Raw genomic sequence first — 23,388 nt, forward strand, 5'->3', positions numbered from 1 at the left:
ATTAAAACTGTGATTGTGAATATATTTTCTTCTCTACGCGTGCGTTAACTTTACCTATCGCACAACTTATCCCAAGCTTGCCAGCTCCTAACCGAGTTCCCTCGCGTGCTTGGCGATTGATCTGCACTACCAGTTGCCAATTCATTTTGGTTGAGGTGTGCCAATTTAATAATTGTGATAAACGTTTGGCTTTTACACCACCGGGCTCATATAGCTGCGCCTCAGCCTCGTCCATTGGACCAAGCTCAATGCAAATACGATTGCCCGTCACCAATACACGTTTGCCCAATATGCCATTGCCGCCCAACGAAAAGCCGCTTTGTTTTGACCCTAACTTACCCGCTTCGGTAATTCCTTCCCACTCAACGATATTATCTTTAATCGTTAAGCTTTCGTCTTGTAGCGCTTGCTTTAATACTTGCTCAAGCCCAGCTGCGCTGGTTTGTTTGGCACTAATTAGGTTTAATTTGCTCTTATCTGACTGGTTATTTTCAAATACTGCAGCAACTATTTGATCAAATTGCTGCGCACCTATGCCCGCTAGGTTTATCTGAGATTTCTTCCAACTTTGAAATAGCTGGCAATACAATACATGATTAAAGAGATCTAAAAATGCACGCGTTCTAGCACCTATCTCCTCGTCTCCTGCGGCTTGTTCTAACAAGTAGTGCGGCATCGCAGCGTCAACGCCATATAAACCGAGAAATGATGTTTCGAGCCTCAGTTTACCTCGTTGCCTTACTTGCAATTCACAGCGTCTAACGTCTGACGCTGGAAACCCAAGTTCTTTATACGGTGCAATTTCAACGCGATGACTGTGGCCACTTTGTAACTCGTTATTGCTAGCCCAGTGCTGTTCAATAAGCGTTAGCGCCTTGTACAAACTAAAACGCCAAGGTGTTGCCATCAATTTAGCGATTGGCTCTGGCAGTTTTGCCCAAATAGGTTGGTTTTGCTGCTCCATCATTTACACCTGATAACTATCGCCTGCAGTCACATCCCACTCCCACTCGTGGTAACTTGGCAGCAGCGTCACTCGGGTTTTTAAGCACTCGTTGATTGGTGCATATAGTTTAAAGAACTGATGCAACACATCGCAAAAATGGTAAGCGTCGGCTGTACAAACAAAGCTCTTTTCGTTTAGGGTTAAGTGTATCTCTATTCCTTTAACAAACACGCCCTTTTGTAGCAATGAGATAGGTTTAGACTCAGCGCCTTGGATGCTCTCGATACGATTTCGATTTTCAGAGCGCTCCGACCAATCAAACAGCGCCAATAGCTTTTTCAGCTGGGTTGGCTCCGCAAGCTGAGAGAAACGCATATTCAACAAGCTAATGAGCTGCCAATGTAAAGCCTGATCAGGAGAATTAAGCAACTTGCTCGGCCTTACGACATTTTTAACGCTAAGTACCGACGGCACATCAGCGCTTTGCGCATTGATATCGCCTTCTTGCAGTGTTTGCCTTGGCCACGCCGCGTTATGTGCCAACAGATCAGTCGATAAAGTAGTAATATCACCCACTTCTTGCATTGAAAGCTGAATGTACGTCTGTGGCGATACCCCGCCAATATCACGGCTTATCAGTGAATACAAATGGGCGTTATCTTCATATACCGTGCTATACCGAGAAACAAAGTCGATGGCTTCTCCAGTGCTACTGCTTGCGCCTTGTACCGACTTCACGCTATAACAAAAACTCTCTCCAAGTTTATTTTGCACTGGATGCAATTGGTACTCTGTTTGGTTTTCACTGACTCGGATAGGCTCGGCATCTACAGGATAGATATTTACCGCAGGTACACAGTTAAGCAGGATATTATCCGCGTTTACTTTGTTACCGGGCGGCAATTTAATATCACTGGCTATTTTGATGCTGATAGTATTAGTGTCTGGATCAATATTTAGCGTATCCAGTCCCGTTAGTTCAACAAAATAGAACTTTTCACGAGAGTTAAAGTAATCAAGCAGCAACGCATATGCGGGATGACTCTGTTCGCTATTCGGCAGCATTCCGGTGCTGTCTTTATGAAAAGCCGCATCAATTTTTGACTTGTTCAAGGTATATTGCGTCGTACTGCCAAGCTTTCCTGTCTCAACCTCTATCGCTGCATTTGGATTCTTCATCATTTGATAAAGACTGGCACAAAGCGGCGTGTCTCCACGTAAATACACCCGCAATTTAGAGAGATCGTAATCATCTAAACTGCCTTGGCCTAACCGCTTGAGGTGCAAGTTTAACGTTGCACCAGTGTGGATCTCATGATAGTCCACAGAGTAAACCTCAAACGGCAGCACTTTCGTTTCTGCGGTGGTAGTAAAGTGACAAGCCACAGGGGCGTTGTCACTTTTATGGGAAGAGATTTTCGCGCCTTTTGGCACACTCACCAGTCCTTGCATAGTGAGTTTTGGCGCAAACTCTAGCACCGTCGTAGACGGATAATAATTTAATAATATTGGGCAAATCTGTCTGAGTACCTGCTCAGACACTTCGGGTAGCGTTTCGTCCAATCGCTTTTGCGTAAATGCCGTTAAGTAAGCGACTCCTTCGAGCAAGCGCTCAACATGAGGATCTCTATCCTTTAAAGCGTCAATATTTAAAAAGCCGGCATGTTCAGGATACTGCTGAGCAAATTGTTTACCTGCTTGTGTTAACAGCCTCATTTGCGCATCAAAATATTGCTGCATATCCATTAGTCTGCTCCTCCTGCATTGACGTTTGCTTTACCACCTGATGCAAACTTAGTATTCAATCTGATTATCTCGCCGGTTTTTAATTGCGCTCTTATCTCAAATCGAATCACACAGTTTTCCTCTTTTATGTCGATGGGTCGAACGATGAGGTTAGTAATTCTTGGTTCGTACTTTTCTATGGTTCTTTTTACTTCATTGGCAAGTGTTTGCTGCGAATAAGGTAGCCCTTCATATAGATCTTCCACATCCGGTAAACCGTAATCACCTAAGTGCTCAAGCACTCCCCTACGCGCATTCAATAGTTGCGTTAGGTGTTTACATACGCTGTCGCTTAGATGCGATAAATTGTTATCGCTATAGGCTTGGCGTGATGGCTGAGCTAGCAAATCAAATAAGGCCATAGAAAAATACGCTCTCTATTCATTGCGCGAACTAGTGTAAGCTTGAAAAAGGAGGCCAATAGGCCTCCAACACTCGAAATTAACGACCTTCAGTCCATGAGTCAGAGAACTCAATGTTACCGTCTAGGTACGTCCACGTGATGCGCTTGTAACGCATGTGCACTGTTTCAAGGTGAGGATAACGCTCTTTATCCAAATCTTTAACGTTGTGCATTGTTGGCGTGATTGAAGTGATTTTCACGTCTTCAAGCGTATGGCGGAAGTACTCACGCTCAGTACCAGTGTCATCAATACGGTACCATTTAAGCTCAAGTTGCTTTAATGTTTGACCGTTTGAACACGCTTTGTACATGTACGGAGTAGCAGCATCCACAGCTTTTGTGATAACAAAAGGCTCGTGCTTACGAGTACCTGTTAGCTCGCCCGTGTCGTTATCAGTTGGGATACGCAATTCGTGATCGAAATGCAAAATCTCAATTGAACCTTCACGCTCAGCTACAGTTACTGAACCTTTAACGTCGTTACCTTGGTCGTCCTTTAACCACATATACGCTGGAATTGCCATTTTTAATTTCTCCTTTTAAGATAAGATGTTTCCTAATTATTAAAGGCATTGATCAAACGCATGTTTTTCACGTTTGATCCCCAAACAAAGCGCCACGCTTTATGCCAATTTGGGAACATGTCCCAAGTTGGTGGCAGCCAACTTGGGGCAATCTTTCACTACATGTTATAAGTCACCACGTAATTCCATCACTAACGTCGCCGCATCAAATGGCGTTTTTAGTATATCCAGCTGCAAAAAGTGCTGCTGAACCGCTTCGGGTAACTGTTTAAATTCGAATTCAGCTCTAAGCTCTTCATTCCATCTAAGCGTCACAAAACTGTCTACCGTGATTAACTCATCCTTTGGCGCCGTCTGATTGTAGTGCTCAACTGCTTTTAAAAAATTTACATCATGGTCTTGCATACAATCATTAAGCACCACGTAATGCAGGTAATTTACTGCCTCTACGACTAATTCTATCTCTAGTTTGTCTGTCTCTAGCTCGCTTGGGCGAACGCGTGGAGTATGCTCAAAACACGTTTCCATCGCCGCGGTGTAAGCTATAGCTGCTTTTTGCAATTTCTTTTTTGCAAAGAAGAGCTCTGGTGTCATCTCCTGGCTATATGACAAGTTAGTCACCAAGGCTGTACTTAGTACTATCAACCAGCTACATACTTTTCGTTTAAACATGACAATCCATTGCCTCATAATTTCTTTCTCTCAGATATTTCAGTCTTCTATCGCACAACACTTGTTTTGGAGTACAACGAGTAAGCATTTATTATTTTAAGTTTATGCATGGCTTAACTGGTTCTCCTATAAAGCTTCTGTACTTAACTACAGGCAAGGAAAATAAAATTAAAATCCAGATTATATTCCCAAAAAACAACATTTCAGACGAGCTATAACCGCCCAAATAAAATTCGTTTAACAACGAGTATATATTTACAAACCACCACACCCAAACTACCAAACCCCATGTTCTTTGACTTAACACACGAACTTGTAATATGAGCAATAAATTTGCTACCAAAACCAAGCTATCTAAGACAAAGATAACAATGTCTACAAACGCGACGCTAATCTTAGACGAGGTTAAAAGCTGATTGTAGTATATTGAAAACACAGTTAAAGAACATTGCATTAAAAATATAAATTTCCAAATAATATGGTCTGCTTCTATATTCATAAATATACCTTTTAATACCAGCAACCATATTAAACTTGGTCTTTTTATTGATAACCGTTTTCCATAATTGTGCTTATCAACCTAACCGGGTTTAACAACTTCTTCTTTTTGCACTTTTAGACGCAAGCTCAACTAACATCTCAAAAGCGCTTGCCGCTACTTCCGAAACTCTACAATTAAGGTTCAATGTCATGCTTAATAATGGGCAGCATTCACTGCCCTAAATACGCTTCATTGGTTCTTCAGGTGGCCTTCATTTTTCGCCAGGCATTTGCCCAACGAGTGCGAGGCGTACGTCGATACCTTCCACTTGGAAGTGTGGAACCACATACGTATTCACACGGTAATAACCTGGGTTACCTGGGATCTCCGAAACCGTCACGTTGGCATCTTTTAACGGGTGCGTAGCAATTAGAGACTCGTCTGGATTATTCATCTTAGTAACTAATGCACCTAACCAATCATTAAGTTGCTGTTCTAGCTCGTGACGAGGCTTACTTGAACCGATATTTTCACGTTGGATCACCTTCATATAGTGCGCAATACGTGATACCAAGTAGATGTAAGGTAATCTTGCATTGATCCGCGAGTTAGAGGTGGCTTCCGGCGTCTCAAAAATTTGTGGCTTTTGCGCACTATTTGCAGAAAAGAAACACGCAAAGTCACTGTTTTTGTAGTAGCTCAGCGGGATAAACCCTTGGTTTGCAAACTCAAGCTCTTTGGTTTCAGAGATAAGTACTTCTGTTGGGATCTTAGTTTCTTGACCACGACCTGCCTCAAAAGAATGCAGAGGTAGATTTTCAACGCGACCGCCAGATTGTGGACCACGAATATTTACCGCCCAACCATTTTGGTGGAAGCTACGGACGATATTTGCGGCGAACGCAAAAGTCGCGTTACCCCATAGATAACGTTCGTGATGCTCACTACTAACGTCTTCTTGATAGTTAAAGTGACGAATTGGGTTTAAGTCGCCGTATGGTAAGCGCAGTAAGAAGCGTGGGAACGCTAAGCCAATATAACGTGCATCTTCTGATTCACGGAAGTTCTTCCAACGTAAAAACTCAGCACGCTCCATGTAAGAGCCCAAATCCTGAATTTTTGACACTTCTTCAAGCGAATCTTTTAAGAAGAACTTGGCACCAACACTACCTAAGAAGGGACAATGGGCTGCTGCAGAAACCCTTGAAATTTCTTGCAATAACGATATATCAGGCGCTGAACAATCAAATTCAAAGTTTGACACCATAGTCGAAATTGGCTCGCCCCCTGGTGTGTCATACTCAGCCGTATACACTTGCTTATAAAGCGCAGATTGCGTGGTATCTGGTGCTTCTTCGAAGTCGTCACGTAGCGTTTCTTTATCAACATCAAGTAGTTCAAGCTTTACGTTTGAGTTATTTGGACAACGATTCACCAAATAACGCAATGAACGCCACGCTGACTCTACTTTTTGAAACTGTGGATGATGTAAAATTTCGTCCAGCTGTTCAGAAATAATTTTGTCGACTTTAGCGATGTAGTCATCAAGTAATAACTTGTCGATACGCGACACTTCTTTGCTGTCATTCGTGGCCATGTCTAAAAAGACATTGATAGCAGCAGTTAAGCGCTCATTGGTGTCTGTTTCCGCAAGATTATTAGCATCACGGAAGTTATCAATGCTGATTTCGCTTGAAACCGGCTCAATAGACACAAGATTACAGATTGTTTCGTAAGCTGAAGCAGTCAAAGTCTCTTCTTTACGCGCTTCAACGTTTAACGTTTCTTGCATATTCATCGGTAGTATCCTTACTCTTGCGGTTGTTTTTCTTGCTCAGATAAAAGTGGCGCCAGCTCATTAAGGCGTGCTTTTAACTCATCTAGCTCTGGTTTGTTTTGTAAAATACGCTCCAGTTCTTTTCTCAGTGTTGAGTTATCAAGCAAGTTAGATTTCAGATCACGTAACAAGTTACGCATCGACATCATCTTGTTAAGCTCTGGCACTTGCGCTGCAACCTGCTCTGGGTCGAATGACTTAAAATCATCAAACGTCAGGTTGATACCGATTTCACCGTCACCTGCGATTTTGTTCGATACTTGAAACTTTGCCTTTGGTGACATGTCTTTAAGCACTTGCTCTAAATTATTTTTATTAATAGCAATGCGCTCTCGCTCAGCGAGGTCACAGTCGTTTTGGCCGTTGGAATAATCACCCACAACCAAAACTTTCATCGGTAGTTCACTCTTTTGCGTTGCACCTTCGGTTTCCAGCTCAAGCGCTATATTAATCCGCGCTCTTGGGATCTCTTTTTGAAACGTATCAGACATAGTCTTTCCTTATTTAATCAGTCGTTGCGCCTGCCGTTACAAGCCCAGCGGTTAACAATCAAACCCAGTCAATCGCTGAGCTTACTTTGGTTACGAGCATCTGCTGCTTTATCGCGGTTGCTCGTAGGTCAAATTCATCCCCTTGCTCCAAGGATATTGCTTCATTACATTGCTTGGCATAACGCCAAACCTCTAGAGCAAACGACTCATGCCATAGATCCAGTCGGTACTGTTCAATGTCTTTAAGCAGCTGCTCAAACATTGGATAGGCAAGATCAGCGCGTTCACTGCGCATCAATAAACGCGCTTGATATAATTTTTGCTTTGCAAAATCGAACTTGTCTTGGGCAAACCCTTCCATTAGCTGCAGTGCTTGCGCAAGCTTATTTTGGTCAACAAGCGCCTGCGCTTCTTTAAATTTATCTAACCAAATCTTCTGATTACCGTCTGTGCTCGCACCGTCACCTTGGCTTAATAGTTTATGCTCACCAATTCGCTCACGATTCGCCGCGGAGCAGAATTCACTTCCATCTTCATATTTAAGACTTAACAGTGTTGGATACTGATCAGCAATTGCCGCTAACTCTAATTCTATCCACTGTGCTTCTTTAAATAGCTTGAGCCCTTCAAGTGCAGCGATGGTTAGCCTTTGTAAATTAAGGTTAAAATGCATCGCCCCTTCCATAAATAAGGCTTCTGCCTTTTCTAACGCCTGAGCAAAGTTTTGTGCGGCTAAGGCGTTTTCAATAGGCACAAATGCCGCTTGCCTGGGAGCTGGTAGGCGCGTTTTCAGCTCACCATCATGTGGTGGTAATGCAAGCGCCCCCCACCTCACTGCACGTGCCAAGCGAATCGCTCTCATCCAATTTTGGCTTTCTTTGTCATACGCCAATAGTTTGCGAACTTGCTCTGTATAGGCCGAGTCTGACTGCGGTGCTTCCACGGCAATAGCAAGCGTGGAAACTGGCTTTGAAGCAACAGCTGTAGGCTGTGAAGTCGCCGCTACAGATTGCTGTACTTGAGGCTGTTCAGCGGTTGCCACTTCAGGGTTTTCAACAGGTTCTCGTACCGTCGCAACAGGTTGTACAGGAACTGGTTGCGAAACCAAACCTTGCTCACACCAGTGTTTTAAATCGGCAAGCGGCCCTGAGTCTGCATCAAGTATCGCCACCGAATCTGTTGCATACTGTTCAAGTACACGCTTTAATTCTGGCCACTGCTCCGGCATTGTCGCGCTGTGCGCTGTAGCAACACCAAGTAAGCGCTGTTGTTGTTGTAAGAACCAAGTATGAACCGATGCTCTCGCACGTTCTTTCACAGGGTGGATCTGCGCCTGATACTGTTGCAAAAGCTGATTGAACAAATCTAGCGAGTGGATCAAACCCTCAAGCCCAAACTCATTGGTAGCGGCCAACGCTAGATACGACGCAATGCGAATATCTTTGGTTTGTTTTTCTAACAGTTCTGATGCCAAAATAAAGTTGGCTTTGAAGTCTGGCTCGGCAACACCAGATGAAGAACCTTTTAGTAATTTAAATGACTCTTCGTATTTTAAATCGTCACCGCATGGCATACCGCCTAAAGGCGCCAATAAGTTTTCATGCCACTGCTGCCAGCTCTGATACTTATGTGGTTGACTCATAACTTACTCCAACTCCTTAACGCATCGAAAACACTCATATTTGATGCTTTTGCCAATTCATACATATGCGGTGTCACCGGATGTTGAGGCAAAGTCCCTGTTAGATTAATGGTCGTTGACAAGCTATTGTGCTCAAGCCAAACAGACGCAAAATACGAGGCTGGCATAGGTCTGCAATACACCACCAGCGAAGCTTTCTGGCTCAATTGACCATAGTTGTAAAAACACCAAGGCTGCCAGTGATGATCGGCCACCATATTGGTAATTAGATGTAGCCAAAATGCACCTAACAGCTGAGTATCTTCACCCACTTGTGGCATCGGTAATTTCAACCCGAACTGACAACGCAAACAGCCTTGTGTTTTGATCATTTTGAGCGCAGACATCACTTGGCTTATTAATTGTGCTCGCTGGTCAAGATCTTCTAGTTCAAGTGCATCCCATACACGCTGTATCGGTGAAGCTCGTAATGAAGACATCGCCTTATCGAAATCAATCGGTTGCGAAACCAGCTCACTTACCTGCTTAAGCTCCTGCGCGCTATGACGCATTTGCTCAACACTACTGCAGTTTCTGATCAGCTCATGGCTTAAGCTTAATGATTTAAACGCACTACCACATTCACTAAATAAAAATGCAGGGTTTTGTTTGTAGTCCGCATTACTCGATAACACGAACGAACAAAATGGATATTGTCTTCCACTTTTATCTTCGCTTGGCTGTAATGTGCCTAATAAACAGTTTTCGTCTTGACCTGAGGCGATAAAAAATAACGTTGACTGCTCTTTTTGAGAAGATGCATCTTTTATCAACGCCTGTCGGCTCATGTCTGCATACCCTTCTTGAAGCCAGCGCTCAAGCGTAATCGCTTCTCTTGAATCAACGTTAAACTTAATGAAGTCTGCTTGGATTGGGTTCTTACCCATAAATCCAAATGGCTGAGTCGTTGGTACCTTGGCGACTTTCTTATTATTAAAAAAACCGAACATGCCTGCGTTACCTCAACGCCAAGTTTTCATTAGAAGCAACACTCACCTTGGTATCAAACAAAGACTCCGGCAGCGCAAATGACGTCATAAAATATTTACTGAATATGCCACTGTTTCTGCTCGACTTAAGTGCAACTTGAACTTGGATTGGCTCAACACTAGCCTCAGCTTCTCTTTGTAATTGCCACGTTGCCATAAATTCAGTACCACGAACCCACTGCACATTCGCTTCATTCAATACTTTTAGGAATGCCCAAGGTCCTGACTTTTCGATTTCGATTCTGCGGCCTTCACTGTCTAAACCATATACCACTGCTTTTTCAGTGCCCGCTCTTGCAGGCCAGTTAAAACGACGCCACTCTTCAGGTTCGTTTCTATAACGGTAATTTTGGTCACTAAAGCCGATATAAGTTTCTTTTAATCCCTTTTGTGCCACAGGCATCATTTGGAAGCTAATACCCACCTCAGAACCGTCTCGAGGAAATAGCGAACGCGTAACCTTTCTCGCCTTAGTTAGCTTGTCTAGTACCCCAGGCTTAAAGCCGATACCAATCCCATTCCACGTTTTCTCTACCCACTCACCACGTTTTAAACGAAGGTAAGGAGATAGATTTTCAGCCATAAATTGCCAAAACACACCTGACTCTTGGTTTAGCAGTTCGCTAATATCTTCAACCGCTACATCTGGGCCGTCGATATTGAACGGATATTTACCACGGATATTTTCTTTGTATGTTAAGAATACTTGATTAGACCAACGCTCATTAAGCTGTACTTTCGCTTCGTTCATTACTGTCTGCACACTAGCTAAAAGTGGTGCTTTTAGTAGTTTTTCAAGTGCTTGCTTAGTATCTGGGTCAAGCGCTCTTACTTGGCTTTCTACCACCACCCAGGCACTTTGCAGCGCATGGTTTTTGCTATCACCGTTTAACAACGTTTGAGTAAATGACATCGCCATATAGTCGTCATTGTTACTCGCAGCAATCGTTTTGATGTCTGAATGAAATGCACTCAAAGCACCGAGATATTGCTCTAAGTAATCAGAGCGTGCGTTCTCTTCTCCTTTTGCGGTATAGCGACGAAGATCGGCAAAACGGCTCGACAGTTCAGGGACACGCTTTCTCGCAGCGGTTTCTATCTTTGCACCTTTAACCTTTCTATTTTTAGACTTTGCTAGTAACGCATTTGCTTGCTCAGTTAATTTTTCTGTTTCCACCATTTTGTTTGGCGAATCAATTAGGTTCACGTTGTTGTCGATTGAAGCCATTAAATCAACCAATGGACCTTCAGGTGATGACAACTGAGCGAGCGTTAAACTTGCTGCATTGCTCGTATTAAATGGACTTATCTCTACTGAATTTAAGAACTCAAACCACACATTGGCATAGTCTCTGAAGTACAGCGCACGGATAGATTTAACCAAAGCGTTTGCTTTTGCTTCATCAACAGAACCTTGGCTTTCTGCGTTGTCTGTGCCCATCACCCAGTCGCCAGAGAATGCTTTGCTCGCAATGACCTTAATGGCGTCGTATACTTCATTTTCCCAAGCTTCTTTGGTGTAAACGTATGGAATACTGATCTTGGACTGCAAAAAGGTCTTGTTGTTTTGCTGCATCATTTGATCAAGCGTTAGTGCGGCTTTCGATACCGTTACTTTTGCTTTGATCTGCTCATATAACGCAGTCGGTTCTGGCGCACTCATTAAGTCTGAACGAGCCTGACTCACTAAGAAATCATTACTTTGCCAAATCGCAAGCTGCTGCGGTGCAGGCTCAACCGCTAATTGGGCTAAGTAAAAATCAATCAGTCCTGACAGTTGTTCTGTTAATACTTGCGTGTCTTCGTTTAGCGTTAGCTCTAAGCGGTCCGCCGTGTAGTCTAATAGCTCAGACTTAGCATAGTCTTTGTTTAAACGCTCAAACTCATTACTCATCATGAGTTGCAGCTTAAGTGCTTGATAGTACTTATCACGTAGCTTTGGCTCGATACGTTTAGCAACCTGCTCTTCTGTACTTAGCAGTGCAATCCAGTTTTGATGGCTTTCAAACAGCGCTTGTTGCACAAGCTCCGAACTTGGTTCACCAATGAGCGCTTGTACACGCTGACGTAATACCTGTTCTATTGGCTTTATGGTGTTGTCAGCACTGTAAACACCAAGTAAGAAATACCAAGGCAGCTTTTTCTCATAGCCTATTAGCTCTTGATAGTGTGCAAAAAGAGACAAGGTAGAGTTAAATTGCTCGGCCAACGGCTGGTTTTCAACTCGTGTATTAACAACAGCAGTCGTTAGTTTATCACTGGTTGTTAAAAGCTGCTGATTGTGGGTATAAGAGTTAACCAACAAGCCCGCTAGAGCAAATACCGACGTCACACATAAGCATACAGCAAAGCCTTTTAGCCATTTTTGTACGCGGCGCTTTTTCCGGTTACCCCGAGTGAGGTCTTGCAATTTAAACAACACATCTTTGAATACTTGGTTGATAAAAAATGCGGAGGTAATGCTTTCTTGGCGATACTCAAACAATACTGATCTAAACGTAGATAGTTTACTCGTTGCGCTACGCTCGATAGGCGTACCTTCTTGTGTACCAGAGGTAAAATACACACCAGCAAACCACGGTACTTCTTGGTATGGATTTTCTTTAAATAATGTGTCAATAAACTCTTCGACTTTAGCTGACGCCGCTTTAAACTGATTAGGAAAATCATAAATCAATTGTTTCCGTTGAGCGTTACGCTCACGCGTCATTTTAACTAGGCGCTGATCACACAGTCGCTCATACAGGCCAGTAAGATGCTTTGAAAAGTTCTCGCTCGCCACTTCACCGGTATTGGTGCCATCTTCTTCAAGTAAATACGCGCCCCAAGGTTGCTTACGCTCATCTTCACTTAGTTCATTAAAGAAAGGCTCAAAGCCGCTGATCAAATCACACTTGGTAAATACCACATATACTGGAAAGATAAGTCCAAGTTGATTGATTAACTCATCAATACGAGCGCGGATCTGTTTAACGTGGTCACGGATTTGTTCGCTGTCTGAAGTCAAGATATCAGCAACGCTAATAGCAACCATCACTCCATTGATTGGTTGTTTAGAACGGTATTTACGTAACAGCTTTAAGAATGACAACCATTGATCGTTATCTGATTCTTCAGTGGTATAACGACCTGCGGTATCAATCAAAACGGCTTGATCTGAAAACCACCAGTCACAATTACGCGTACCACCAAAACCTTGGATATGCAGTTGATTAGATTTTGAATAAGGGAAATGCAGTCCTGAATTTGCAAATAATGTGCTCTTACCCGCAGCCGACGGACCAATGATCATATACCAAGGCAAGGCATACAGCGCAGCGTTACCACGATACCCGGCCCCCAAATGAGAAGCTTTTAATGCAGACAGCGCTTCTTCCATTTTGGCTTTGATTTCTTCAACTTCGGCTTCTGTTCCCGCATGATTGTTGGCAATTTCTTTCGCTAACTTGTCACCAGAGCGCTTCACCCATAACCATCGAACTAATAAAGTAAGACAAAACAGACCAAATACAGCACCCATCACCATTAAACGATGATTTTGATCTTCAAGACCAATAAACCGGCCTGCAAACCAAATTAGCGTCAAAATTGCGAATATGCCGACCCAATGAGCCGTCGCACGAGATGACAAAAATCCTAAGACTAGGTGCACTAGTCCACTACGATTCACTCCTGACATGATGTTACCTCGCTTTCCCTGTTTTCTCTAACTGCGTTAGTACTTCAATATGCTTATCAATTTGCACGACTTGCTGGTTCGCGCGATTCTCAATGAAATACGTTGAACCAACATACATACTGGCAAGTAAGGCGAGCGTTACTGACAAAATAACCCAGTACGGTAGATTTCTTCCCACCTTAGTAACCATACTTTCTTGTGGTTTTGCATTATCAGAAAGCTGTAATTTTGCAGGTCCAGCAAGCTCTTCTAATTGCGCTCTAACATCCAACATCAACGCTTTGAGTTGCTCGACCCCTTTTATCTTATAGATCCCTTCGAAACCCAGTTGTAAACAAACAAAATAGACTTCTAGTAATGTACGTTGCTGCGCCGCTGCACGGCGGATATTTTCAAGCTTTTCAAAAAAAGCTTCTCCCCCACGCATATTGCCAAATAATTCTAATTGTAAAGGTCGCGCCATCCATTCCATACTATACGGCTTCTGTGCCGTCATGATTTGCTCATCAACCAAAGCAGTTAGTGCAAATTTGGCTTCTTGCATGTCTGACGCACTGATCCGTGCGTCATAACAGCTCTTTTCATATTCATCAAAAGCATCCATGACTTTACTGCGTAGACCGTCAACTCCTTGATGATCAGACCCGCCCTGGCGAATTGAAGTAAGCACTTCAAGCACCGGTGAAATGCAGGCGACTAGTTCAGATTTATTTTTCGACGCTTCCATGACCTTTACCTACTAACTATTTACTCGCCACTGAAACTACTTCAAGTTTCACGCCTTGAAGGCTAAATGGCACAAAGATTCTTAACGCTAGTTCCTGTACAACTTGTTCCCAAGCAGCGCCATGTGGCTCCACTTTAAAATACTCATACCCACCTTTAACTGACACTCTATTCGGTGGGCGCTGGCAATGCGTTAGCTTCACACCGCCAAGTGCTGAAGCAATTAAGATTTCCAACTGACTAGGTGCTGCCAGCTTAACCTGCTCTGCGAACAACTCGATCCATTGCGTAGATTCGTTTTCATAGAAAGCCGCAATGTACAACTCGCCTCGAGTCAAGGTACTGCTTTCTATGTCTTTAACCTCAAAAATAGACTGGGAGATTGCGCTGAGTACTAAATCAGACGAGCGTGCTGCGCTTATCGAACCAATAAGAGTGTGAATATGAGATTCGATTAAACCAAAGCTGCGCGTTAAGTCTTGATGGTCATAAACAGGTAACTCAAACTTAGTCGCTTCGGGTTCGAAATTTATCAGTTGGCAAACCAGCTTATTTAGCGCCATAAACAGTGCATCAGGACTAGTTTTAGCTGTAGTACTTAACTGCTTAATCTCAGGAAAAACAGAGCTAAATGTTTGTAATAGCAAAAAGTGTTTGAGTTCTGTTGGACCAAAATCTTCCACAATCCCCATACCTGCGCGATTTGTAAACATCGCGGTGTACTTAGCTTCAACCATGTTGACTAGTTTATTTACACGCTCGGCTAAATAGCCATGGGCTTTGATGTTTAACAGTGGTGGAATATAGCTTGAATCAATTTCAAACTGCCCATGCTCACCACGTGTCACTTTTATACAAGGCAATTGCTCGATAAAACTGTTACTTGCGCTGAACTCAACCAGCATAAGTTTAGGCTTAGCAACCATCACTTCAGCTTTTCGGTTTGGATCATGTGCATCTTGAAGCTCAACAAAATCACAGTCATAAGCACTAAGTTGCCCTGTTTGGGGGTAACCTTGGATATTGCTTACCGAATGATTGTTCGCAAGCGCTACACTGATAATGTATTCGCTTTTGTTATCTTCAAGCTCAAACATAGGTGCTTCGTTATCAGCAAAAACATGATGTATATGACGACCACTTTTGAAGATTGCCGTAATACTTTGCAGTTTGACTACACCTTTGGCCAATGCTGATTCGTCAAATACAATGCGATCTAAACCATATGCATTGTCTCTAAGGCATTGTTGTACACCAGCTAGTTGCGATTGCAGATATTGATCGAACAGTTGTAAATGCTGCTGACTTAGCATTAAACCTTCAGCCCAAACTGGTTTGTATACGTTGTTGTGCTGCATTACTTATTCTCCTCAACTTCAGGTAGGCGAAGCGAGTTACTTGTAATTTCAATATCTAGAGAAGTAGATAAAGGCACAGGCCAATCATTTAAGTCATAAAATGCGCGCCAGTTACCACCCGTTCTATCTCTAAATAGTGCAACAAAAGCCACGTACTTTGCAGATTCAGCTTGTTCAAACTCGATTTTTATACGATCTGAGGGGTTTACGGTACGTTCTTCCACCGTAACTAAGGTGTTAGCCAGAATTGATTTATCGGACTTCCAAAGCTGTTCAAATGTAGAATTTTTAAACGCTTGAATATCAGTAAGTTGATATACTTTTAATACCACAGGTAGTGGCTCGTTAAACTGGTTTAAATTTATGTTATCAGTAGCAGTTACGTCTAACTTAACGTAAGTAGACATACAACCAGTCAAAAACAAAACCATTATAAATAAAGCATTCCTAGCCATATCCGCCTCAATTATAAGACATCCAAATTAGATTATTGGAAACAATTAATCTTTTTAATTTCCAGTACAATAGTAAAAATACATTTGATTTAACTATTTAACAAGAAATTACAGAACACAAGTATGCAGTTTGTAACTGAATACTAAGTTAACATTCAAAAATCTTCTTAAAAAATATTCAAACCATTGTTTTTTATAGATTTTACTTTCTATTGGGAATTCAGGGAGGAAGTCACGAGACTTAATGAGCAATTCAGTTTGCATTAAGCTTTCTTACAACTTGTTGAGATAGACACTTCCCTGAAAACAAAAACCACACTAAACATCTGGACTTTTGATGTACATTCTCGAACGGCGCATAAGATACACAAACGCTTTTTACAGATCAACCTTAATATCAAACTAATATTATCAACCACCAAAAAACACACTTACACTCCACCAAATCCATGTAATAACCTCCATTATTATATTAAATTAATTTAATAACAGATAATTACACATAAAAACCGTATTTACACTACATTAACCAAGCTTTATGGATTGTTGTGAGAGTTTTCAAATCAACCAAGGCTAAATTTCATGCACACAAAGGTGGTCATTCACGACACAATCCAAAGTGCTAAGGTCACTAGTTATGAACTAACCACTTGTATAAATTAAAGTTTTGTTTTCCATAGTACTTTAGAACCAGGTTCCGATATTCATGACAAACTTTCGACTGGGAATGATGTAACTTTTGAAACAATCAAGCCAGATCAAATAATCACTTTTTCCACGGATGCCCCTTTTTTAAATTCGTGCAAGGGTGACTTCAGAGCGTACCTATTCTTATAAATTAACCTTAAAGCCAAGGATAGAACCACTTAAACAAACAGAAAAAAGTCAAGCTTTTGTAAAAATCAATGTACAATCTTTGAACAACCCTCTTATTTTAATAGCCGGCTATTTACAAAACCGTATAAAGTGGCGAGTCACTAAAGCTCTCCCCACGCTATCACAGTGTGTACAGCACTAGAAAACGACTCACTGATCTGATCCAAAACTTTTGGACACCTCATTAAGTGAGTAAACTAACTCGTAGAGGTGAAAATAACGTCCCCAAAGAAAACCAGAAAACTTATTCAGCCGAATTTAAGTAAGAAGCCTTGAAGCTGGCGACCAAAATTGGAATTGCACAGGCTGCACGAGACCTCACTGTTTATGAATCTCGGCTCTATGCTTGGCGTAATGTCGGGAGCGCAGAGAGTGCCAAGTTAAGACGCCAGTTGGCTGAGCAAGCTAAGGAATTAGAAATCTTAAAAAAGGCGGCCACCTACTTCGCAAAAAACCAAAAGTAACTCGATTTGAGTTTATGAAAGACAACTGCGGGTCATTCTCAATACACAGGATGGCCTATATATTGTCCGTGTCGCCAAGTGGGTATTATTTATGGCTAAAATCGTGCCAGCAGCTGAGTAAGCGCAAGCAAGCCCGCGATACAAAAATTAAAGATGAGTTGAGCGGGACAGTGCTCGACGCATTCCAGCTGAGCTTGAAGAGCAAGGTGAGAAGTATGATATTAAAACCATTATGTGCAGCATGGAGCGCTAAGGGCTTGTAGCCAAAGCGGCCCGCAAGTTTAAAGTTACAACGTACAGTAAACATTCATTGCCTATTGCACCGGATTTGCTTGAGCAAGACTTTATCGCTGATGGGCCAAATCAAAAATGGGCAGGCGACATCACCTATTTAATAACGAGCGAAGGTTGGCTCTATTTAATTTAGCTTTCATCACCGATTTATATTCACGGTCAGTAGTTAGTTGGTCGATGAGTAAGCGCATCACATCAATCTTGGTGTGATGCTCTAAAAATGGCGCTTTGGCGACGCGACAAGCCCAAGGAGTTATTGTTCACAGTGACCGTGGCAGCCAGTATTGCTCTCATGCTAATCGGAATATGATTGAGCAGTACGGATTAACTCAGAGCATGAGCCGCAAAGGTAACTGCTGGGAGCGTCAACGCTTGTGTTGAGAGCCTCTTCCATTCACTGAAAGTTGAGGCGGTTCAATACGAACCAATTATGGATCGTTAAGCGATGTTTCAGCAAATACTTGAGTACCTAGAAATTGATTACAACAAAAAGAGAAGGCATAGTGTTATTGGCTATCTAAGCCCTGAAAGATTTGAATAACTGAAAGTAGCTTAATGAAGTGTCCTGTTTTACTGGATCAGATCACTTTTTTAGTTATGAGTTTAACGTTGCAGAGACAGACCAAATACAGAGGAAGAGCCAGGTACCACAGCCGTTTTCATATATGTGGCGAAAGATCTTACTGAACTTATCGAAAGCAAAATTAAGAGATTAAGAATCTGTTCTTACGGAAACATTCAGCGCTTCTTGAAAGCGACAGAAAATAAATAAAATAATTTACACATCGATTAATAAGAAAATACAATGATCACGATGGAACAATATTTTTATTGGCTTTTTAGTTTCTTTGATCAGTTTTATCGTTGCTGTATCGATTAGCAAACAGGGACATAAGCTAGTTCAACCTTGGATAAAAGCCATCGTGTTACTAACATCAGTACTTTCGTTTTTTATCTGTATGTCTATACTATCAAACCTATTCTCAAATGCGGTTATGATAAGTAAAGCCGCGGATCAGGCGATCATATTTATACTATTCGGTTTTGGGATCTACAAATTTATAGCACATACTAAAGCCAAAAGTCGCCAGTAAAATCAGATCAACATTTATCGCTGAACATAACAAGGAGTTGGAATGCGTGAAGAAAACCGACAAGTCCCACAACAATTGGGTCAATATCTGTATCAACAAATTAAAGAGCCGTGGAGCGAAGCGCGACTCGTATTGGACTATCATGACGACAATATGCCGAGGTGTTCCGCTTTCTACTATGACACCAGCACTCCCAAACAAGCACATGTCATACCTGTAAGTGATGAAATTTCCGTCCTTTTTCTAAGCTTGTTCGAAAATGCGACAGCAAATCAAGAAGAGAACTGGCAAAAGGCTATTTTCTCAGTGCAGCGCAGTGGTCAATTTAGTTTGAACTTTGAAACTACGGAAAATGAAGATTAAGTTAAAATCTAACGCTTCGATTAAACTGGTCTCGTAAATTGAAAGAGGCCAACAATAATGTTGGCCTCTCATGTTTAAAGCGAAGCAATACTTTGGTTAATTGCTTCCAGAGCTCCTGCTGGATTGTCAGCTTTAGTGATCGGACGCCCTATCACTAGATAATCACTACCCGCTTTCACTGCTTTTTCAGGGGTCATAATACGTTTTTGATCGCCAGCATCAGCACCTGCTGGTCGGATACCTGGTGTCACAAGCTTAAATTCCTCACCGAGTTGAGCTTTTAAAAGTTCGGCTTCTTGCGCAGAACAAACCACGCCATCTAGACCTGATTCTTTCGCTAATTTTGCAAGATATAGCACTTGCTCTTGAGGTGTCTTTTCAATTCCAAGCTTTAGTAGCTGACCTTGATCCATACTAGTTAATACGGTCACAGCAATAAGTAGCGGCGCTTTATCACCGTAAGCTGCCAACGCTTCTTTTGCTTTTGACATCATTTCATGGCCGCCGCTGGCGTGAACATTTACCATCCACACGCCAAGTTCAGCCGCAGCAGTTACCGCTTTTGCAACTGTGTTTGGAATATCGTGAAATTTTAGATCTAAAAATACATCAAAATTCATATCTACCAGTTTTTTTACAAACTGAGGGCCAAAATAGGTAAACATCTCTTTACCTACTTTCAATCGGCATTCGTCAGGTGAAAGCTGAGAAACAAATGATAATGCAGCTTCTTCATTATCATAATCAAGCGCAATCAAAACCTTTTTTAAATCTTGTGTCGACATAGTTACCCTATTTGGCCAAATTAAAAACCTAAAAACCGTCTAACCCACGGCTCGGAGCAAGTGACTCCCAATGTTTGCAGGAGGGACATAACCAATACATCGTATGACTTGTAAACCCACAATGACCACATTGATAGTTTGGCTTAGTTGCAATATAAGACTTAACCAATTTATCTATTTCTTGTAGTACGTGGTCTATTTTAGCATCTTTGCCGCTAATGAGTTGCAGCAAATAACTAAAGCCCCTAATTGATGGTTCACGCTTTAAACTATCAGTTAGAAACTCTATTGCCTCAGAAATATGACCTTTTTGGACTAATCCTTGGCAAAACTTAATTCTGATCAGCACGCCTCCTTTTTCTAATAGCTCTGAGACTAACTCAAAGAATTGATCGTGAATGTTTAATTGAACATAACAGGATTCGAGGTCTTCTATTACTAGCGGTGCCATACATACAAATTGACTCACGAGCTTTCGCCAATAATATATACACTTCACGTAGTCATCATGTTTGTATGCATCTTTGCCCATTTCGTACAAGGGTCTTACTGTTTCATGCGCGAGCGATGTTGCTTTTTCGAATAGGCTTGGATTCTTTTCTTGATTTGCAGCTTCACAATAGAAGTTTGCAATAGTGGCGCAATGAGACGACTTTTTGAAAAGCTCAGGATGCGCTTCATACATATGAACGCCTTTTCGCCAATCTCTAGTTTGAGAGTATAGGTTTAAAATTGGATCGAGTGCATCTTTAAACCCAAACTTTACAAGAATGACCAAGTGTTCTTCAGCACTATCCAATAGGCCAGCTAAGACGTAATCTTGAGCAAGTTCTAGGCGACAGGACTTCACCACTTCTTCATCTAGATTTGGTTGTTTAAGTAGGAGCTCATGAATTTTTATCGCCCTATCTAACTCTCCCCGCTTTCTAAAAAGCGATGCGAGTGTTAAATAATGGTCGACGGAGTCTGCTGAGACTTCAAGTAATTTAGTGAGGTGTTCAAGACCCTGATCTTCTTCCCTATCTAGTAGGAATTTTAGGCCTTTACTGTATTCAGAAGTAATTTGTCTACTTTGCTCTAGGGCTTGATTCTTTGCTCTATTTTTACCCATAACATAACCGTAAGCGGCGGCTACAGGTAGTAATAAAAACAGCAGCTCGATCATAACTAGCGTTCGGCTGCTTGACTAAGCTTACTATTACTTTTTTTTAGGCGATGATTTTGCCATTTAAGCTTAGATAAAACCGACGCTGTTACAAGTAAACCAATAATTATCCCAAGAGCTAAGCAAATACTCATTAAGGTTGCGAGTGGTAACTCTGCACTTGCAATTACAAAATTGACATTAACAACTTGTGGATTTTGTGTTCCAACTAAAAATGCAATCAGTATGGCAACAACAGCTAATCCCTTTTTCAATACTGCAACCAAGTTTAGCTCCGTTAGACTTAATTATTTAAGCTTTCGTTTACTCTATCGCGCAGCTCTTTGCCTGGCTTAAAGTGTGGTACGTATTTACCATCCAATTCTACTGTCTCGCCCGTTTTAGGATTACGACCAGTGCGAGGAGAACGGAAGTGAAGCGAGAAACTACCAAAGCCACGGATTTCGATACGTTCCGAGTCTGATAATGAGCCAGCCATTTGTTCAAGGATTTCTTTTACCGCATTCTCTACATCTTTAACAGGAACGTGAGCGTGCTGCAGTGCAAGTTGTTCTATCAATTCAGACTTTGTCATAATGTTTCCTTTAGTGTAAAAGGAAGGGCTGAGCGCCCTTCCTAGTTTAAAGACTGATTAATTAGTCTTTTTGAGCATTTTTGAAAGCTGCAGCCATTGCGTTTTCGAACGCAGGCTCATCTTTCTTAAGCTTCTCTAGTACTTCTTTTTCTTCAGCTTCGTAGATAGCTTTAACTGATAGGCTGATAGTACGGTTCTTACGATCAACACCTACAAATTTAGCTTCGATTTCGTCGCCTTCAGAAACAGCAGCAGTCGCGTCTTCAACACGCTCTTGCGCGATGTCAGCTACACGGATGTAACCTTCAACGCCTTCGATTAGCTCAACAGTTGCGCCTTTAGCATCAACTTCAGTCACTTTACCTTTAACAATAGCACCTTTTTTGTTGGCGTCTAGGTAGTTAGTGAATGGATCAGCGTCGATTTGCTTAACGCCTAGAGAGATACGCTCACGCTCTGGGTCAACTTGTAGAACGATAGCTGTGATTTCGTCACCTTTCTTGTACTCACGTACAGCTTCTTCACCTGGAGTGTTCCAAGAGATGTCAGATAGGTGTACAAGACCGTCGATACCGCCGTCAAGACCGATAAAGATACCGAAGTCAGTAATAGACTTGATCTTACCAGAAACTTGGTCGCCTTTGTTGTTAAGACGAGCAAATTCTTGCCAAGGGTTAGCTTTACACTGCTTAAGACCTAGAGAAATACGACGACGCTCTTCGTCGATTTCAAGAACCATAACTTCAACAGTATCACCTAGTGAAACTACTTTTGAAGGGTGGATGTTCTTGTTAGTCCAATCCATTTCTGAAACGTGTACTAGACCTTCAACGCCTTCTTCGATTTCAACGAAACAGCCGTAGTCAGTTAGGTTAGTTACACGACCAGTAAGCTTAGCACCTTCTGGGTAACGACCAGCGATAGCAGCCCATGGATCTTCGCCAAGTTGCTTAAGACCTAGAGAAACACGAGTCTTCTCTTTGTCGAACTTAAGTACTTTAACGTTGATTTCGTCACCTACGTTCACGATCTCTGAAGGGTGCTTAACACGCTTCCAAGCCATGTCAGTGATGTGTAGAAGACCGTCAACACCACCTAAGTCTACGAATGCACCGTAGTCAGTAAGGTTCTTAACGATACCCTTAACTTCTTGGCCTTCAACAAGGTTTTGAAGCAGCTCTTCACGCTCTTGTGAGTTCTCAGACTCGATAACAGCACGACGTGAAACAACAACGTTGTTGCGCTTCTGGTCTAGCTTGATTACTTTGAACTCTAACTCTTTACCTTCAAGGTGAGCTGTGTCGCGAACTGGACGTACATCAACAAGTGAACCAGGTAGGAATGCACGGATTGAATCAACTTCAACTGTGAAACCGCCTTTAACTTTACCGTTGATAACACCAGTAACAGTCTCTTGCTCTTCACAAGCTTTCTCAAGACGGATCCAAGCTTCGTGACGCTTAGCTTTTTCACGAGAAAGGATAGTCTCACCGAAACCGTCTTCGATTGCATCTAGTGCAACGTCTACTTCGTCGCCTACTGCAACTTCTAGTTCACCAGCAGCATTTTTGAATTGCTCTGCAGGGATTGCACTTTCAGACTTAAGGCCAGCATCAACAAGAACAACATTGTTCTCAATAGCGATTACTGTACCTTTAACGATTGAGCCTTGCTCAACTTCAAAACCCTGTAGGCTTTCTTCAAATAACTGCGCAAAATTTTCTGACATACTAAATACGTCTCTAT

19 protein-coding genes and 1 pseudogene are annotated in these 23,388 nt (G+C 42.1%); 2 read left to right on the forward strand and 18 right to left on the reverse strand.

The window, feature by feature from the left end:
• Nucleotide 1: 1 nt before the first annotated feature.
• From tssG to tssJ, 13 genes are all read right to left on the reverse strand, one after another.
• A complete protein-coding gene (gene tssG / locus GSF13_RS15040; RefSeq protein ID WP_227387105.1) occupies nt 2–967 on the reverse strand; it encodes a type VI secretion system baseplate subunit TssG in 966 nt (321 codons plus the stop codon).
• Nucleotides 968–2,692 carry a type VI secretion system baseplate subunit TssF gene (gene tssF / locus GSF13_RS15045; RefSeq protein ID WP_211866124.1) on the reverse strand — a complete coding sequence of 575 codons (1,725 nt, stop codon included), beginning with the start codon at nt 2,690–2,692 and terminating at the stop codon, nt 968–970.
• Entirely contained in the window at nt 2,692–3,093 is a 402-nt protein-coding gene (tssE, locus tag GSF13_RS15050; RefSeq protein WP_039495807.1) for a type VI secretion system baseplate subunit TssE, read from the reverse strand. The genes tssF and tssE overlap by 1 nt, the downstream gene beginning before the upstream one ends.
• 79 nt (nt 3,094–3,172) lie before the next feature.
• On the reverse strand, nt 3,173–3,658 hold the full coding sequence (locus GSF13_RS15055) for an Hcp family type VI secretion system effector (protein ID WP_010377064.1): 486 nt from the start codon (nt 3,656–3,658) through the stop codon (nt 3,173–3,175).
• Between the two features lie 165 nt (nt 3,659–3,823).
• Nucleotides 3,824–4,330: a hypothetical protein gene (locus GSF13_RS15060; protein ID WP_227387104.1), complete on the reverse strand. Its 507-nt coding sequence runs from the start codon at nt 4,328–4,330 to the stop codon at nt 3,824–3,826.
• A 752-nt stretch (nt 4,331–5,082) separates the two neighbouring features.
• Nucleotides 5,083–6,609, reverse strand: a complete 1,527-nt coding sequence (gene tssC / locus GSF13_RS15065; RefSeq protein ID WP_174168826.1) for a type VI secretion system contractile sheath large subunit — start codon at nt 6,607–6,609, stop codon at nt 5,083–5,085.
• Nucleotides 6,610–6,620: 11 nt separating this feature from the next.
• Entirely contained in the window at nt 6,621–7,139 is a 519-nt protein-coding gene (gene tssB, locus GSF13_RS15070; RefSeq protein ID WP_174168825.1) for a type VI secretion system contractile sheath small subunit, read from the reverse strand.
• A 58-nt stretch (nt 7,140–7,197) separates the two neighbouring features.
• Nucleotides 7,198–8,781 (reverse strand): TssA family type VI secretion system protein, encoded by a 1,584-nt coding sequence (locus GSF13_RS15075; protein ID WP_174168824.1) that lies wholly within the window; start codon nt 8,779–8,781, stop codon nt 7,198–7,200.
• Nucleotides 8,778–9,770, reverse strand: a complete 993-nt coding sequence (gene tagF / locus GSF13_RS15080; protein ID WP_010604829.1) for a type VI secretion system-associated protein TagF — start codon at nt 9,768–9,770, stop codon at nt 8,778–8,780. The genes GSF13_RS15075 and tagF overlap by 4 nt, the downstream gene beginning before the upstream one ends.
• Nucleotides 9,771–9,777: 7 nt before the next feature.
• Nucleotides 9,778–13,488 carry a type VI secretion system membrane subunit TssM gene (gene tssM, locus GSF13_RS15085; RefSeq protein ID WP_211866126.1) on the reverse strand — a complete coding sequence of 1,237 codons (3,711 nt, stop codon included), beginning with the start codon at nt 13,486–13,488 and terminating at the stop codon, nt 9,778–9,780.
• Between the two features lie 4 nt (nt 13,489–13,492).
• Complete coding sequence (gene icmH / locus GSF13_RS15090; protein WP_010604831.1) at nt 13,493–14,215, reverse strand: type IVB secretion system protein IcmH/DotU; 723 nt, start codon at nt 14,213–14,215, stop codon at nt 13,493–13,495.
• A 16-nt stretch (nt 14,216–14,231) separates the two neighbouring features.
• Nucleotides 14,232–15,572, reverse strand: coding sequence for a type VI secretion system baseplate subunit TssK (gene tssK, locus GSF13_RS15095; protein WP_010604832.1), 1,341 nt, complete (start codon nt 15,570–15,572; stop codon nt 14,232–14,234).
• A complete protein-coding gene (gene tssJ / locus GSF13_RS15100; protein WP_238536701.1) occupies nt 15,572–15,979 on the reverse strand; it encodes a type VI secretion system lipoprotein TssJ in 408 nt (135 codons plus the stop codon). The genes tssK and tssJ overlap by 1 nt, the downstream gene beginning before the upstream one ends.
• Before the next feature lie 1,196 nt (nt 15,980–17,175).
• On the opposite strand from tssJ, the pseudogene GSF13_RS15105 reads away from it, so the two are divergent.
• Nucleotides 17,176–18,202, forward strand: a pseudogene (locus tag GSF13_RS15105) (IS3 family transposase).
• 595 nt (nt 18,203–18,797) lie between these two features.
• Nucleotides 18,798–19,118, forward strand: a complete 321-nt coding sequence (locus GSF13_RS15110; protein ID WP_010604838.1) for a hypothetical protein — start codon at nt 18,798–18,800, stop codon at nt 19,116–19,118.
• Nucleotides 19,119–19,192: 74 nt separating this feature from the next.
• On the opposite strand, the gene pyrF is transcribed toward GSF13_RS15110, so the two are convergent.
• The 5 genes from pyrF to rpsA form a co-directional block, all read right to left on the reverse strand.
• Nucleotides 19,193–19,903 (reverse strand): orotidine-5'-phosphate decarboxylase, encoded by a 711-nt coding sequence (gene pyrF / locus GSF13_RS15115; RefSeq protein WP_010604839.1) that lies wholly within the window; start codon nt 19,901–19,903, stop codon nt 19,193–19,195.
• 28 nt (nt 19,904–19,931) lie between these two features.
• The gene (locus tag GSF13_RS15120; RefSeq protein ID WP_211866128.1) at nt 19,932–21,068 is read right to left on the reverse strand and encodes a lipopolysaccharide assembly protein LapB; all 1,137 of its coding nucleotides are present in this window, start codon (nt 21,066–21,068) and stop codon (nt 19,932–19,934) included.
• Between the two features lie 2 nt (nt 21,069–21,070).
• The gene (locus tag GSF13_RS15125) at nt 21,071–21,334 is read right to left on the reverse strand and encodes a LapA family protein (protein ID WP_010377035.1); all 264 of its coding nucleotides are present in this window, start codon (nt 21,332–21,334) and stop codon (nt 21,071–21,073) included.
• Nucleotides 21,335–21,351: 17 nt separating this feature from the next.
• Nucleotides 21,352–21,642 (reverse strand): integration host factor subunit beta, encoded by a 291-nt coding sequence (ihfB, locus tag GSF13_RS15130; protein ID WP_010377033.1) that lies wholly within the window; start codon nt 21,640–21,642, stop codon nt 21,352–21,354.
• A gap of 61 nt (nt 21,643–21,703) precedes the next feature.
• Nucleotides 21,704–23,371, reverse strand: a complete 1,668-nt coding sequence (gene rpsA, locus GSF13_RS15135) for a 30S ribosomal protein S1 (RefSeq protein WP_010604841.1) — start codon at nt 23,369–23,371, stop codon at nt 21,704–21,706.
• Nucleotides 23,372–23,388 lie beyond the last annotated feature (17 nt).

Source organism: Pseudoalteromonas sp. M8 (genome assembly GCF_018141365.1).
Classification (GTDB): Bacteria; Pseudomonadota; Gammaproteobacteria; order Enterobacterales; family Alteromonadaceae; genus Pseudoalteromonas.

Excerpts from the sequence above, each read along its gene's own strand:
- GSF13_RS15120 (WP_211866128.1), bottom strand. The coding sequence starts at position 21,068 with ATGATCGAGCTGCTGTTTTTATTACTACCTGTAGCCGCCGCTTACGGT.
- icmH (WP_010604831.1), bottom strand. The coding sequence starts at position 14,215 with ATGGAAGCGTCGAAAAATAAATCTGAACTAGTCGCCTGCATTTCACCG.
- pyrF (WP_010604839.1), bottom strand. The coding sequence starts at position 19,903 with ATGTCGACACAAGATTTAAAAAAGGTTTTGATTGCGCTTGATTATGAT.
- tssK (WP_010604832.1), bottom strand. The coding sequence starts at position 15,572 with ATGCAGCACAACAACGTATACAAACCAGTTTGGGCTGAAGGTTTAATG.
- tssM (WP_211866126.1), bottom strand. The coding sequence starts at position 13,488 with ATGTCAGGAGTGAATCGTAGTGGACTAGTGCACCTAGTCTTAGGATTT.
- GSF13_RS15110 (WP_010604838.1), top strand. The coding sequence starts at position 18,798 with ATGCGTGAAGAAAACCGACAAGTCCCACAACAATTGGGTCAATATCTG.
- tssE (WP_039495807.1), bottom strand. The coding sequence starts at position 3,093 with ATGGCCTTATTTGATTTGCTAGCTCAGCCATCACGCCAAGCCTATAGC.
- tssC (WP_174168826.1), bottom strand. The coding sequence starts at position 6,609 with ATGAATATGCAAGAAACGTTAAACGTTGAAGCGCGTAAAGAAGAGACT.
- tssB (WP_174168825.1), bottom strand. The coding sequence starts at position 7,139 with ATGTCTGATACGTTTCAAAAAGAGATCCCAAGAGCGCGGATTAATATA.
- GSF13_RS15060 (WP_227387104.1), bottom strand. The coding sequence starts at position 4,330 with ATGTTTAAACGAAAAGTATGTAGCTGGTTGATAGTACTAAGTACAGCC.
- GSF13_RS15075 (WP_174168824.1), bottom strand. The coding sequence starts at position 8,781 with ATGAGTCAACCACATAAGTATCAGAGCTGGCAGCAGTGGCATGAAAAC.
- tagF (WP_010604829.1), bottom strand. The coding sequence starts at position 9,770 with ATGTTCGGTTTTTTTAATAATAAGAAAGTCGCCAAGGTACCAACGACT.
- GSF13_RS15055 (WP_010377064.1), bottom strand. The coding sequence starts at position 3,658 with ATGGCAATTCCAGCGTATATGTGGTTAAAGGACGACCAAGGTAACGAC.
- rpsA (WP_010604841.1), bottom strand. The coding sequence starts at position 23,371 with ATGTCAGAAAATTTTGCGCAGTTATTTGAAGAAAGCCTACAGGGTTTT.
- tssF (WP_211866124.1), bottom strand. The coding sequence starts at position 2,692 with ATGGATATGCAGCAATATTTTGATGCGCAAATGAGGCTGTTAACACAA.
- tssJ (WP_238536701.1), bottom strand. The coding sequence starts at position 15,979 with ATGTCTACTTACGTTAAGTTAGACGTAACTGCTACTGATAACATAAAT.
- ihfB (WP_010377033.1), bottom strand. The coding sequence starts at position 21,642 with ATGACAAAGTCTGAATTGATAGAACAACTTGCACTGCAGCACGCTCAC.
- tssG (WP_227387105.1), bottom strand. The coding sequence starts at position 967 with ATGATGGAGCAGCAAAACCAACCTATTTGGGCAAAACTGCCAGAGCCA.